Raw genomic sequence first — 13841 nt, forward strand, 5'->3', positions numbered from 1 at the left:
CAGCGCCTCAGTGGCGATGGTGATGGTGATGCGGCCGCGGGTGGTGCGCGGCCGGCGGCGGCTCGTCCTTCTTCGCCCCCAGGCGCGACTCCTTGCCTTGCAGCAGCCGCTGGATGTTGGCGCGGTGCCGCCACGCCAGCAGCAGCGCCATCACGAACAGCGCCATCGCCACCGGCCCTTCGGCGTACCAGGCGCCGCCGGACACGAGCAGGTAGAAGGTCGGAGCGAAGATCGCCGCGACCAGCGAGGCCAGCGAGGAATAGCGGAAGAAGAAGGCGATGATGATCCAGGTGAGGCCCGTCGCCACGCCCAGCAGCCAGTGGACGCCGAACACCACGCCGAGGAAGGTGGCCACGCCCTTGCCGCCCTGGAAGCGGAAGAACACCGGATAGAGGTGGCCCAGGAAGGCGGCCAGGCCCACCATCGCCATGGTGGTCTCGCCCATCCCGTAGTCGCGCCCGTACAGCTTGACCAGCAGCACGGGCACGAAACCCTTGAGCGCGTCGAACAGCAGCGTGACGATCGCCGCAGCCTTGCTGCCGGAACGCAGCACGTTGGTGGCGCCCGGGTTCTTGCTGCCGAAGGTGCGCGGGTCCGACAGCCCCATCGCCCGGCTCACCAGCACCGCGAAGGCGAGCGAGCCGAGCAGGTAGGCCGCGATGACCGCGGCCAGGGGATAGATCGCTTGCACTTGCCGCTCCTGCGTAGCTCGAGAGGAGCCGTATTCTGCCAGCGCGAACCAGGCTCCTACTTGATCACCATGTGGGTGAAGGGCGGCACGTAGGCCTGCAGCGTCACCAGGATGCCGACCAGCGCCGCCAGCGCCAGCGAGTGGAAGAACACGTAGCGCAGGATCTCGCCCTCCTTGTTCAACCAGCCGGTGGCGGTGGAGGCCACCACGATGGACTGCGCATCGATCATCTTGCCCATGACGCCGCCGGAGCTGTTGGCCGCGCCCATCAGGTTGGCGGGCAGCCCGAGCTGCTCCGCGGCCACCTTCTGCATGCCGCCGAACAGCACGTTCGAGGCCGTGTCCGAGCCGGTCAGCGCCACGCCCAGCCAACCCATGAGCGTGCCGAAGAAGGGATACAGCGGCCCGGTGGCGGCGAACGCCAGGCCCAGCGTCGTGTCGAGGCCGGAGTAGCGCGTGACGGTGCCCAGCGCCAGCATCAGGGCGATCGTGATCAGCGAGTAGCGCACCTTCCAGATCGTCGCGCCGTACTGCCGCACCAGTTCCACCGGGTTGTAGCGCGCCAGCAGGCCGCCCACGATGGCCGCGAACAGGATGCCGGTGCCGGTGGCCGACAGCAGGGTGAACGCGTACACCGCGCCTTCGGGCGTGTTCTTCGGCACCACCGGCGGCACCCGGATGACCTGGTTGTGCAGGCCGCCGATGGGGAAGTTGGGCGCGAACACCGCGTTCAGGGCCGCCTTGACCTGCGGCAGGCCCCAGATGAACACGAACACGGCCAGCAGCACCCACGGCATCCAGGCGCGCAGCACGACGCCGCGCGGGTGCACCGTGCGCTCGTGCGGGGTGCCGGCCGCGCCGGCGTTGTTCTCGTGACCGCGCGGGACGACCGAAGTCCAGATCTCGCGCGGCTTCCACACGCGCAGGAAGGCGACCAGGCACACCATGGAAACGGCGGCCGCGACCACGTCCACCAGTTCGGGGCCGAAGTGGTTGGACACCAGGTACTGCGGGATCGCGAAGGACACGCCGGTGACCAGGATCGCCGGCCAGATCTGCAGCATGCCGCGCCGGCCGGCGAAGGCCCAGATCAGCCAGAAGGGAACCAGCAGCGAGAAGAAGGGCAGCTGGCGGCCGACCATCGCGGAAACCGCGTTGACGTCGTAGCCGTGGACCTTGGCCAGGGTGATGATCGGCGTGCCGAGGGCGCCGTAGGCCACCGGCGCCGTGTTCGCGATCAGCGACAGGCCCGAAGCGGCCAGCGGCGAGAAGCCCAGCCCGATCAGCATGGCGGCCGTCACCGCCACCGGCGTGCCGAAGCCGGCTGCGCCCTCGAAGAAGGCCCCGAAGGAAAAGGCGATCAGCAGCAGTTGCAGCCGGCGGTCTTCGGTGACGCCGGCGATCGTGTCCTGCAGGACGCTGAACGATCCGTTCTGCTCCGTCAGGCGGTGCAGGAAGATGATGTTCAGCACGATCCACCCGATCGGCAGCATGCCGGTGAGCGCCCCCAGCCAGGCGGCCTTGCCGGCCATCTCCACCGGCATGCCGAAGGCGACGATCGCGATCGCGATGGCGGCCACCAGGCCGGCCAGCGCCGCGAAGTGCGCCTTCATGTGCAGGAAGCCGAGGCCGACCAGCATCACCACGACGGGGATGGCCGCCAGCAGCGTGGACAGCACCATGCTGCCCGTCGGGTTGTAGACCTGTTGCCACATGCTGTGTCTCCTTTGTTGTGATGCGTTGTGAGGAGCGCACTATGTAGCACAGGCCGCCTGACCGCGGGCTGCCGCCGAACCTAGATTTCGTCGAGCGCGCAGTTCACCGGCCTGGCGTCGAGCAGCTCGAGCACCACCTGCGGATCGATGCCCACCAGGTAGCCGCGCCGCCCGCCGTTGAGCACGATGCGCGGCAGCGCGAGGATGCTCTCCTCGACGTACACGGGCATCTGCTTGCGCGTGCCGAAGGGCGAGGTGCCGCCCACCAGGTAGCCGCTGTGCCGGTTGGCCACTTCGGGCTTGCAGGGCTCGACCGACTTGGCGCCGATCTGCCGGGCCAGGTTCTTGGTGGAGACCTTGCGGTTGCCGTGCATCAGCACCACCAGCGGCCGCGCCTTCTCGTCTTCCATGATCAGCGTCTTCACGACCATGAAAGGATCGAAGCCGAGCACCTCGGCGCTGTGCTGGGCGCCGCCGTGCTCGAGGTACTCGTAGGGATGCTCGGTGAACGCGACGCCCTTGGCCTTGAGCAAGGCGGTCGCGGGCGTCTCGCTGACGTGGTCCTTGCGTGCCATGGCCTACTGGGCCGGGTCGCGCAGCTGCCAGCGCACCTGGTCGATCTGCGCCAGCAGCTCCGGCGCGAGCGTCGTCCCCCAGGCATCGACGTTTTCATCGAGCTGCGCCAGCGAGGTCACGCCGATGATCGTGCTGGCCACCCGCCAGTTCGTGTAGCACCAGGCCAGCGCCATGCGCGTCGGGGTGAGGCCATGCTCGCGCGCCAGGGCGTTGTAGCGGCGCGCCGCCGCCAGCGCTTCGGGGCGGCCCCAGCGCTGCGTGCGCATGCGCTCGAACTTCGCCAGCCGCCCCGGCGGCGCGTCGCTGGGCGCGGTGCCGCGCTCGTCGTACTTGCCGGTGAGCGCGCCGAAGGCCAGCGGCGAATACGCCAGCAGCGAAACGCCCAGCCGGTGCAGGGTCTCGTCGAGGCCGTTGTCGACGGCGCGGCTGGTGAGCGCGTACGGGTTCTGGACGCTGGCCACGCGCGGCAGCTCGTACTGCTCGGCGACGCGCACGAACTCGTGCACGCCGTAGGGCGACTCGTTGGACAGGCCGACGTAGCGGACCTTGCCTTCGCGCACCAGCTTGTTCAAGGCCTCGAGCTGGTCGTAGATCGGCGTCCTGCTGGTCTCGCGCCGCGGGTCGTAGTAGATCTCGCCGAAGGCCGGGACGTGGCGCTCGGGCCAGTGGATCTGGTACAGATCGATCACGTCGGTGCGCAGGCGCCGCAGCGAGGCCTCGCACGAAGCGGCGATGGCCGCCGGCGTGAGCCCCGCCTCCTCGCGCACCCACGGCATGCCGCGCGAGGGGCCCGCCACCTTGGTGGCCAGCACGATGCGCTGGCGCAGGCCGGGGCGGGCCGCCAGCCAGTTGCCGATGTACGTCTCGGTCCGGCTGTAGGTCTCGGCGCGCGGCGGCACCGGGTACATCTCCGCCGTGTCGAGGAAGTTGATGCCGCGTTCCACGGCGCGGTCGAGGATGGCGCGGGTGTCGTCTTCGGCGACCTGCTCGCCGAAGGTCATGGTGCCGAGGCAGATCGGGGTGACCTGCAGGTCGCTCTGTCCGAGCTGGAGGGTTTGCATCGCGTTACATCGTTGTCGTGAAGCCGATCCCGTCGAGCATAGTACGAAGCATGCCCGAAGGCCCTTCGATCGTGATCCTCAAGGAGCAGGTGACACCCTTCATCGGCCGCACCATCCGCCGCGTGACCGGCAACACCACGATCGAGAAGGAGCGGCTGCTCGAGCAGCGCATCGAGTCCTTCCGCAGCTGGGGCAAGCACTTCCTGATCGAGCTGCCGGACTTCGCCCTGCGCGTGCATTTCATGCTGTTCGGCAGCTACCGCATCAACGAGGACAAGAGCTGGGCGGTGCCGCGCCTGTCGCTCGGCTTCGACGAAGGCCAGGAGATCAACTTCTACGCCTGCTCGGTGCGCTTCATCGAGGAGCCGCTGGACCTGGCGTACGACTGGTGGGCCGACGTGATGTCGGCACACTGGGACCCGAAGCTGGCGCTCAAGCGCCTGCGCGCCCAGCCCGCCACGCTCGTGTGCGACGCCCTGCTCGACCAGGACCTCTTCGCCGGCGTCGGCAACATCATCAAGAACGAGGTGCTGTTCCGCATCCGCGTGCATCCGCTGTCCACCGTCGGCGCGCTGCCGGCGAAGAAGCTGCGCGAACTGGTGGAGGAGGCGCGCCGCTACAGCTTCGAGTTCTACGAGTGGAAGAAGCAGTTCGTGCTGAAGAAGCACTGGCTGGTCCACACGAAGCGGACCTGCCCGCGCTGCCAGATCCCGCTGCAGAAGGCCCACCTGGGCAAGACCCACAGGCGCAGCTTCTTCTGCGAGAACTGCCAGCTGCTGTACGCGTGAGCCGCCTGGTCTTCTCCCTCTTCCTCCGGGAGAGGGCTGGGGTGAGGGCCGGTCCTAAGGCGCCACGCGCTCTCCCACCGCCACCATTCCCTTGCCATCCTCGAACCGCACCAGGTAGCCGCTCTTGGAGGCGAAGCGCTGGCCGATGCCCAGGGCCAGCCGCGGATACAGGCCGGTGGCCGTCGTGCGCTCCAGGTTGGTCTCCACGCGTTCGATGAAGTAGTCCCGCCCGAGATGGTCCTCGGCTTCGAGCATCGCGGTGCGCAGCGCCTTGCAGGCCACCCAGGCGTCGCCCTGCACGCGCTCGTCGGCCAGCGCAAGCCCGCGCTCCTCCAGCCACTGGCGCATGGCCGCCGTGCGGCGCCCGCGCTGCTGCGGCAACTCGAACGGGTAGGCCATCAGGGTGCGCGCCTTCCACGCAGGCGGCAGCGGCAGCTCGTCACGCTCGGCCAGCGTGGCCGACACGAACACCTGTGCGGCGGCCGGCGCCACGGAAGGCAGGCGCTCCAGGTCCTCCGGCCGCAGCCAAAGCACCAGCGTGTCCTGCGCCTGCGCCTGCGACAGCAGCTCCGGCGTGAGCGCGGCGGACGGCGCGATGCGCAAGTCGCTGCTCGCGACGCCCTGCTCCGCCAGCGATTGGCGCAAGGCCGCGGCCGCCGCTTCGGCCGACGCGTCCTGCGCCCGCAGGACCTGGATCACGCGGGCCGCGGCCCGGGGTTGCCGCGCGACGTGGCGGGCGACCAGGCCGGCTTCCAGCACCGCGCCTTGGCCCAGGTAGAGGGGATAGAAGCCGGCCGGCGCGTCCGGCGCGGCTTCCAGATGCGGGAACAGGCAGGGCACGCCCGCCGCCTCGCAGAAGCCGTGCACGGGCGACCACTGCGCGCCGCCCACGCCGCCGACCAGCGCGAACACCGGCTGCTCGCTCGCGCGCCGCGCCAGTTGCGCGCCCCAGTTCTCCTGCGGGCCCTCCAGCTTCCAGACGTGCAGCTGCCACTTGCGGCCTTCGCGCTGCTGCATGCCCGGCGCCAGCTTGTGGCGGCCCTGTTCCGCCTTCGGGCCGGCGTTGTGCTCGTCGAAGCAGGCCTGCAGCACGCCCAGCATCGCCTCGCTGCGCTCGGGCGCCACCCCGGGAGCGACGACGGTGGCGAAGTGCACCGGGTCGCCCTCGGCCACCGGCTTTTGCGGCAGCGTGCGCAGGTAGGCCTGCAGTGCGCGCACCTCCTGGTCGCGCAGGCGATAGCGGGGCATCAGGAAGTCCAGGGGCCGGCCCGAAGCGTCGACCCCGTCGCGCAGCGCGTGCGCCAGGCTCGCCTCTCCATACGCGGGGCGGCCGTCGCCGATCGCGGAGGCGCCGCGGCCGACCGGCATGGCGGTGAACAGCGCGTCGGCCGTGATCGGCGGAATGTAGCTGCGGCCCTCCGCGCCGCCCATGCCGCTGCGCCGATGGCAGTTCACGCAGGCGGCGCCGGCACCCGCGACTTCGAGGCCGCCCGCCCGCGTGGCGACCAGCGGGCTGCCGTCGGCGCGCTGGCCCTGCAGGTACAGGGCGCGGCCCTGCGCCAGCAGGTCGGCCGGCGCCTTGCCGGCACCGGCCGCCGCCGCCGGCGCGCCCCAGGCGCCCGCCAGGGACAGCATCAGCGCAAGCGAGGCTGCGCGCAAGCTCCTTCGCATGGGTCGCTCCTCAGTGCGCGTGGACCAGCCGCCGGTACTCGGCGAGCAGTTCGTCGGGCGAGGTGAAGCCGTCCAGCCGCACCCAGGGCTGGCCGGGCGCCGCGCGCAGGAAGGTCACCGGCCGATGGTGCATCTTGTCGCCGAAGTAGCTCTGGAACGCCTTCTGCAGGGTGACGCTGGCGGCCAGGCTGCCGGTGTAGAAGCCCCATTGCCGGCCGGCATCGAAGCGCTTCGCGTATTCGGTCAGGCGCCGGGGCGTGTCCTCCTCGGGATCGATGCTGACCGACACCATGCGGACCTGCTCGCGTGCGCCGCCGAGGCGGTGCTGGAACTCGGCGAAGCTCTGGCTCAGGATCGGGCAGATCGCCGTGCAGCTGGTGTAGATGAAATTGAGCAGGACGGGCCGGCCGTCGTCGATCTCCTGCGGGAAGGCGGCGCTCGAGCCGTCGGCCCGCACGAGCGTGATGGCAGGAAGCCGGTACTGGGCGACCTGGCGCGCGTAACCGGGCGTGGCCCCGGCCTCGTGCTGGTGATGATGATGGTGCTGGTGCTCGTCGCCTGCGCAGGCCGGCAGGGCGATGCCGGCCAGGGCCACGGCGACGCTCGCGAACGCGAGCTGGAGCAAGGTGCGAATCGTGATCAAGGGCTTCTCCTGCAGGGAAAGGAAGGGCCCGCGCGGGCCCTTCCGCTCTCACGTAAACAACGCGCGTGTCAGCGCCCGGCGGGAATCTGGCCCACGTAGTAGGGACGCATCATCTCGTGGTCCTCATGCGAGAGGATGTGGCAGTGGAACAGGTACTCGCCGGGCCGCTTGAACTTGGCGATGACCCGCGTGACCTCGCCCGGGAACATCTTGGCGGTGTCCTTCTTGCCCGCTTCCTCGGCACCCGGGGCGCGCGCCTTGCCCAGCAACTTGACCGAGGCCTCGTCCAGCGTGCCGCCGGTGGAGCCGTCGCTGTTGGTCTTGGGCGTGATCGTGCCGCTGAACTTCTGCCGGTTCAGGACGCGGAAGTCCACCAGGTGCATGTGGATCGGGTGCGCGTCGCCCGTGGTGTTGTAGAACTCCCAGATCTCGGTGTCGCCGACCTGCGGGTTCTCCGTGATCGGATCGTGGAAGGTCAGCGTGCCGTTCAGCGTCGGCCGGGTGTTGTCGACGATGCCCCCCATGGTCTGCAGGCGGCCCAGGGCGTCCGTGCCCTCGAACAGCAGGATCTTGCGCGTGCGCACCGGGTTCGTGACCACCGGCACCGGACCGGAAATCGGCCGCAGGTTGGCCGGGATAGGACGGTCCGGCACGCCGGACAGCGGCAGCGACACGCGGAAGGCCATGACCTGCCCGGTGGTCTTCGGGTTCGTGGCGGCACCGCTCGGATAAGGCGCCTTGGCGTTGTTGCGCACGATGATCGTCTGGCCCGCCATGCGGGCGAAGTCGAGGATCACGTCGCAGCGCTCGCCGGGAGCAACGCTCAGGGTGCCCTGCGCCACGGGCGCGTTCAGCAAGCCGAGGTCGGAGCCGATCTGGGTCCAGGGCATGCCGTTGGACATCTGCATGTCGTAGACGCGCGAGTCGGAGCCGTTCAGCACCCGCAGGCGGTACTTGCGCGGCTCGACGTCCAGCACCGGCCAGGCCACGCCGTTCACCAGGATCGTGTCGCCGAAGTTCTCCGGCAGGTGAGTGGGGACGGGCGCCAGCGGGTTGGCCGGATCGACGTGGTCGTAGAACAGCTCGCCATTCGCCAGGAAGGTGCGGTCCTGGATCAGGAGCGGCACTTCGTACGGGTACGCGGGCAGCTGCAGCGCGTCCTCGTTGGCGTCGCGGATGAAGTAGTTGCCGGCCAGGCCCATGTACACGTTCAGGCGCGTGACGCCCACGGCGTGGTCGTGGTACCAGAGCTGCGTGGCTTCCTGCGAGTTGTCGTAGGTGTAGACGGGATTGAACAGGCGGCCGGTGGCGGCGTTGCCGGGCGTGGCCCAGGCATCGGGCAGGCCGTCGCTCAGGAAGTCGGTGTCGCCGCCGTGCTGGTGCGCCACCAGCGGAACGGGGCCGGTGTAGGGCTGGTTGGCCGGGTTGTTGGCGTTGAGCGGATCGGCCCAGTCGAGCGTCTGGTCCACGGGCACGTCCGCGGGATAGGTGACGCCGTCCAGCCCGTTGGAGTAGCGCACCTTCACCGCGTTGCCGCTGCGCAGGTTGAAGCTGTAGCCCGGATAGATCGCGGGTTGCTGCACGGTGCCGTAGGCCCAGGCGGTGTAGCTCAGGCGGGTGCCGGTGACGGGGTCGATCAGGCCGGCCTCGTGCCGGATCTGCTGCGCGCTGATGTCGTACAGCGGCAGGCCGGAAGCCGCATCGACGCCGGTGGGCAGGAAGATGTAGTTCGGTGCCAGCGGGTTGGGCAGCGGGTTCACGAACTTGGGCTGCAGCGCCGGATTCAGCAGGGGGGAGACCTGGGCGCGCGCCGGCTTCGCCATCAATCCCATCGGAACCAGGAGGGTGGCGGCCGCTGCGCCACCCATTCCCAGGAATTGTCGTCTTGCAATCATGTCGTTCCTCTTCCTCGTTCTGCGCGCAACAGTGCGCGTCACGGTCGACTGCATCAACCGTGCCTGAAGGTCGCACTCCAACTTTCCGTTGGTGCTTAACAGAGGGAACGAAGGATCTCGGTCGCAGGAACCAAGGTGCCGACGCATGGGGAATATGCCCCGGGAATGGGCCCGACAATCCCCGCGTGCGGGGGCTGTTTCTCCTCTGAAGCCGGCCGACATTCCATGTCGTCGATGCGAACGAGAAAAGGAACGATCTAGATACTTTCCCGGGCGTTAAGGTCTCCTTAAGCTTGTTGTCGCACGGCTAAATCCATCGATTGCTAAAACGAAAAAAGAACGATTCTCAGAAGCAGGGAGGACGATTGCACGAGAACGTCACCGCAAGAAGCAGACCCGCGTGATGCGGGCCTGCGTGCAACAACGGGCGCGCCTGGGCGCCCGGATCACTGGTCGGCGCTGGAAGAGCCTTCGGCGCCCGGCACATCGCCGGCACTGCCCGAGGCGGTGGCGGGCGGCGCGGCGGACTGCTCCTCGGGCTCGGCGACGCGGGCGCGCAGCGGGGGCGTCCGGACCGCCGGTGCCCGGGTCACCGGTTCGTCGTCCGTCAGAGCTGGGGCGGGACCGGCGCCGGCCGCATTCGTGGCCTCGCGCCGTTCGGACCCGCCGCTGCGGGCCGTCGGCTCTGCCGGCGCGGTGCTGCGGCGCGCCGGCGCGGTGGCGCGCTCGCTGCGCTCCGATGCGGCGGCGCGCTCGCTGCGCTCCGGTGCGGCGGCACGCTCGGTCGGCCGCGTGCGCTCCGCGCGTTCCGGTGCTGCCGCGCGTTCCGTGCGCGACGGCCGCGACGGTGTGGCCGCGGCGGCGGCGAGTTCGGCGCGCCGCTGCGCGTACCAGCGCTGCAGGCACTCGCGGTCGCGACAGGTGTCCTCCCGCTGCTGCCACTGGGCATCGCTCTCGCGCTGGAATGCGCGTGGATCGGCCGCGGCCTGCCTGGCCCGCTGGTGCAGCTGCCCGAGCTCCCGGTCCTGGCGCGCCAGGTCTTCGTCGGCGCAGATCAGTTTCTCGGCCGCCGAGCGGGCGCGGGCGCAGTCGAAGGACGGTTGCGTGCGACGGGCCTGCGGGGCGCGTTCGGCCGGCGCGGCGGCGGCCGGACGCTGCTCCCTGGGCGGCACGGCCGGTTCAGGACGTGCCGTTGCGGCGACCGGGGGCGACGTGCTCGCTTCGGTCCTGGTCGACGCTGGCTTCGGGGCGGCAGCCACTGCGGGGGCGCTGGCGTGCGCTTGCGGCTCGGGTGCCGGTGCCGGCGCCTGCACCACGGGCGGCGGCGGCGCGACCACGGGCGCCGGGGCTCGCGCCACCACGGCCGGAGCCGCGGGGGCGGGCGCTGGCGCGGGTGCGGGCGCAGCCTTCGCCAGCGGCGGCACCGGACCGCTGCGGCCGGTCACCTGCTGCACGGTCTTGAGGCCTTCCTGCGCGAAACGCGTCTTCTCGTGCGAGGCACCATAACGCCCCGTGTAGACCTGCAGGCTGGCGCTGTAGAGACGCTCCGCCCGCTCGAACAGAACCTTGGACGGCTGCTCGCCGAAGGCGGCGACGTTCGCGTAGTGGCGCGCCAGCTGGTACATCGCATCCGCGAGCGGCACGGCATCGCCCTGCAACAGTTCGGCATTGCGGCAGGCGTTGAGGAAGGACACCTCGGCATCGCGCTGGCGCCCGGCCGCCGCGGCCTCCTTGCCACCGAGGATCAGCGACGCGATCTCGGTCGCGCTGGCGGCCACCGGCCTGGCCTGCAGGCTGGCCTGCCCATCCTCGCTGCCCTTGCGGCCCAGGATCGGCTTCTGCTCGCACTCTCCCGCGGCGACGGTCGCCGGAGCCGGCCCCGAGGCGGCGACGGCAGCCGCGGCAGGCGCAGCCCCCATGCTGCTCGTCGTGCCGGGCGAGCCGGCGGCACCGTCGCCCGAGCGCAAGCTCATCACGCCGCCCACGCCGGCAGCGACGCCGACCGCGATGCCCACGGCGAACAAGGTTCCCTTCTGCCAGTTCACTGCCATGCCGGCAAAGGTAGCGGCCCGCCGGCGGCGCGCAGGCGGGACGGCGGGGCATCGCGGAGACAGACCGCTCCTACGACGCTCCGTTGAGGCCGGTCAATACTGTCGCAGGCGCCCGGACTACCGTGAAGCAAGACCTGAAAGGACTTCGCCGTGGCCGCCGACATTCGCCAGATCCTCGTGCACCTCGATCCGACCAAGGGCGCAGCGCGCCGCCTGGGCACCGCCTGTGAACTCGCCCGGGGGCTGCAGGCCTCGCTGACGGCGCTCTATGCGACGACGCCCGCCTTCGCCGAACTGCCCTACGCGCCCACGATCGGCGGCACCGGCATGTCGGGCGCGCTGCTGCAGCGCGACGAGCGACGGCGCCAGCAGGCGTTCAAGGTGTTCGAGGAGACGCGGCGCGCATCGGGCGTGGAGGTGGCATGGGCGCAGACTGGCCAGGTGCCCGTCACCGATGCCTTCGCGCAGCAGGCGCTGTTCGCGGACCTGCTGGTCCTCGGCCAGGCCGACCCGACCGACGACGACGCGACCGCGGTGCCGGCCGATTTCCCCGAGTCGGTGCTGCTCGCCTGCGGCCGCCCGGCCCTGCTGGTGCCGCACATCGGCGCGCCCCGCACCATCGGCCGCACGGTGGCGATCGCGTGGAAGGAGACGCCCCAGGCCGCCCGTGCGGTGACGGCCGCCCTGCCCTTCCTGCGCAAGGCCGCCCGCGTGCACGTCCTGAGCTGGGGCGAGGAGTCTTCACCGGGCGTCGCCGGCCAGCCCCTGGACCTGGCGAAGTACCTCGCGGCGCATGGCATCGCCTTCAGCTGGGACCGCGCCGGCGCCGAGCGCCAGCAGATCGGCGAACTGCTGCTGTCGCGCGCCTTCGACTTCGGGGCCGACCTGCTGGTCATGGGCTGCTATGGCCAGAGCCGCGCGCGCGAATGGATCCTGGGCGGCGCCAGCCGCACCATCCTGCAGTCGATGACGCTGCCCGTGCTGATGATGCACTAGGTGCGTGCGCCGCGCGCGCGTTCCTCCTCCTGCAGCCGCAGCACGCGGCGCTGCACCTTGCCCGTGGTGGTCATGGGCAGCGCCTCGATGAACTCGATCTCCTTCGGGTACTCGTAGGGCGCGAGCTTGTCCTTCACGTGCGACTGCAGTTCGGCCACCAGTCGGGCGTCGAAGCTGTCCGGGCCGGGGGTGGCGACCGCGCGCGCCTGCGCCACCTGCGGCGCCAGCACCACGTAGGCCTTGACCAGCGCGCCGCGATCGGCGTCCGGCTTGGGCACGACGGCGGCGTTGATCACGGCGGGATGCTTCACGAGGCAGTTCTCGATCTCGCTCGGGCCGATGCGGTAGCCGGCGGCCTTGAACACGTCGTCGGCGCGCCCCTGGTACCACAGGTAGCCGTCGGCATCGCGCGTCGCCAGGTCGCCCGTGCGGCACCAGTCGCCGGTGAACTTGCGCCGGGTCGCATCCTCGTTCTTCCAGTAGCCGAGGAAGAAGATCGGGTCGGGCTTGCCGTGCACGTCGTAGCGGTGCACCGCCACGTCGCCCGGCACGCCCGGCGGGCATTCCTGCCCCTCGTCGTCGATCACCGCGACGCGATGGCCCGGATAGGGCCGCCCCATGCTGTCGGCGCGGGCCGGCCAGCCGATCCCATCCTCGGTGCGCCCGTTCATCGCGCAGTTGCCGACCACGTAGTTGATCTCGGTCTGGCCGAACATCTCGTTGACGACCACCCCGAGCTGGTCGCGGCAGTAGCCGAAGACGGCGTCGCCGACCGCCTCGCCGGCGCTCATGATCGCCTGCAGCGCGAGCGCGAACTGCGTGCGCGGCTGCGGATACGCCTTCATCATCGCCTTGAGCGCCGTCGGGAACAGGAAGGTGTGCGTCACGCCGTGCTGCTGCATCAGCGTGAAGGCCGTCTCGGGGCTGAAGCGCGCGTTGCAGGCCACGATGGGCCGGCCGAAATACAGGGAGGGCAGCAGGGCGTCCATCAGCCCGCCGGTCCAGGCCCAGTCGGCCGGCGACCAGAAGACGGCATCGCTGCGCGAACCCGGACGCAGCGGATCGAAGCCGAACCAGTTCTGGCTGCACATGAAACCGGGCAGGTTGCCGATCAGCGCCCGGTGCGGGATCAGCGCGCCCTTCGGCGGCCCGGTGGTGCCGCTGGTGTAGATCAGCACCGCGCCCTCGTCGGCGTGCGTCTGCACCGGCGCGAACTCCGGCTGCAGTTGCGCGCGTTGCGCCTCCCAGCCGATGTCGGCGTGCGCCGCCGCGCCGGCGATGCCCACCACCGTGCGCAGCGCCGGGCACTGCGCCCGCACCTGCGCGATGGCGCCGGCCGAACTTTCGTCGCAGAGGGCCGCGACCGCCTCGCTGTCCTGCAGGCGGTATTCGAGCGCATCGGGGCCGAACAGGATCGACAGCGGCATCGCCACCGCCCCGAGCTGCAGCACCGCCATGTAGGCGATCGCCGTCTCGAAGCGCTGCGGCATCACGATGGCCACGCGGTCGCCGCGCCGCACGCCGAGGCCCACCAGCAGGTTGCTCATGGCGTTCGCTTCCTGCTGCAAGCGGGCGAAGGTGAGCGTCGCGCCCTCGGTCCCGTGGGCGATGATCGCCACGCGCTGCGCCGCATCCGGCTCGCGGGCCCAGCGGGCGCAGCACGCCTGCGCGATGTTGAAGGAATCCGGTACCTGCCAGCCGAACCCGCCGTGCATGGCCGCCCAGTTGTCCCTGCCTTGACCGCGGTCCATCGT

General features: G+C 70.6%; 11 protein-coding genes. 2 read left to right on the forward strand and 9 right to left on the reverse strand.

The genetic code is table 11. The annotated features are described in order from the left end of the window. Window positions 1-7: 7 nt before the first annotated feature. From plsY to JI746_RS00585, 4 genes are all read right to left on the reverse strand, one after another. Complete coding sequence (plsY, locus tag JI746_RS00570; protein ID WP_201686832.1) at window positions 8-691, reverse strand: glycerol-3-phosphate 1-O-acyltransferase PlsY; 684 nt, start codon at window positions 689-691, stop codon at window positions 8-10. A gap of 56 nt (window positions 692-747) precedes the next feature. Then, window positions 748-2406 carry an L-lactate permease gene (locus tag JI746_RS00575; RefSeq protein ID WP_201686833.1) on the reverse strand — a complete coding sequence of 553 codons (1659 nt, stop codon included), beginning with the start codon at window positions 2404-2406 and terminating at the stop codon, window positions 748-750. Between the two features lie 80 nt (window positions 2407-2486). Beyond that, the gene (ybaK, locus tag JI746_RS00580) at window positions 2487-2981 is read right to left on the reverse strand and encodes a Cys-tRNA(Pro) deacylase (RefSeq protein ID WP_201686834.1); all 495 of its coding nucleotides are present in this window, start codon (window positions 2979-2981) and stop codon (window positions 2487-2489) included. Between the two features lie 3 nt (window positions 2982-2984). Continuing rightward, complete coding sequence (locus tag JI746_RS00585; RefSeq protein ID WP_201686835.1) at window positions 2985-4043, reverse strand: aldo/keto reductase; 1059 nt, start codon at window positions 4041-4043, stop codon at window positions 2985-2987. A 50-nt stretch (window positions 4044-4093) separates the two neighbouring features. Between JI746_RS00585 and JI746_RS00590 the strand changes: the two genes are divergently transcribed. Next, a complete protein-coding gene (locus JI746_RS00590) occupies window positions 4094-4831 on the forward strand; it encodes a DNA-formamidopyrimidine glycosylase family protein (protein WP_201686836.1) in 738 nt (245 codons plus the stop codon). A gap of 54 nt (window positions 4832-4885) precedes the next feature. Here JI746_RS00590 and JI746_RS00595 read toward each other — a convergent pair whose 3' ends face one another. The 4 genes from JI746_RS00595 to JI746_RS00610 form a co-directional block, all read right to left on the reverse strand. Further along, window positions 4886-6502: a c-type cytochrome gene (locus JI746_RS00595; RefSeq protein WP_201686837.1), complete on the reverse strand. Its 1617-nt coding sequence runs from the start codon at window positions 6500-6502 to the stop codon at window positions 4886-4888. Between the two features lie 10 nt (window positions 6503-6512). After that, the gene (locus JI746_RS00600) at window positions 6513-7145 is read right to left on the reverse strand and encodes an SCO family protein (protein ID WP_236599463.1); all 633 of its coding nucleotides are present in this window, start codon (window positions 7143-7145) and stop codon (window positions 6513-6515) included. A gap of 68 nt (window positions 7146-7213) precedes the next feature. After that, on the reverse strand, window positions 7214-9013 hold the full coding sequence (locus JI746_RS00605; protein WP_201686838.1) for a multicopper oxidase family protein: 1800 nt from the start codon (window positions 9011-9013) through the stop codon (window positions 7214-7216). A gap of 473 nt (window positions 9014-9486) precedes the next feature. Next, window positions 9487-11091: a lysozyme inhibitor LprI family protein gene (locus tag JI746_RS00610; RefSeq protein WP_201686839.1), complete on the reverse strand. Its 1605-nt coding sequence runs from the start codon at window positions 11089-11091 to the stop codon at window positions 9487-9489. Window positions 11092-11241: 150 nt separating this feature from the next. Between JI746_RS00610 and JI746_RS27935 the strand changes: the two genes are divergently transcribed. Further along, a complete protein-coding gene (locus JI746_RS27935) occupies window positions 11242-12087 on the forward strand; it encodes a universal stress protein (protein WP_201686840.1) in 846 nt (281 codons plus the stop codon). Here JI746_RS27935 and JI746_RS00620 read toward each other — a convergent pair. After that, window positions 12084-13838 carry an acyl-CoA synthetase gene (locus JI746_RS00620; RefSeq protein ID WP_201686841.1) on the reverse strand — a complete coding sequence of 585 codons (1755 nt, stop codon included), beginning with the start codon at window positions 13836-13838 and terminating at the stop codon, window positions 12084-12086. The two genes, JI746_RS27935 and JI746_RS00620, sit on opposite strands and share 4 nt — an antisense overlap. Window positions 13839-13841: the final 3 nt, after the last annotated feature.

The organism is Ramlibacter alkalitolerans, assembly GCF_016722765.1.
Taxonomy (GTDB): Bacteria; Pseudomonadota; Gammaproteobacteria; order Burkholderiales; family Burkholderiaceae_C; genus Ramlibacter; species Ramlibacter alkalitolerans.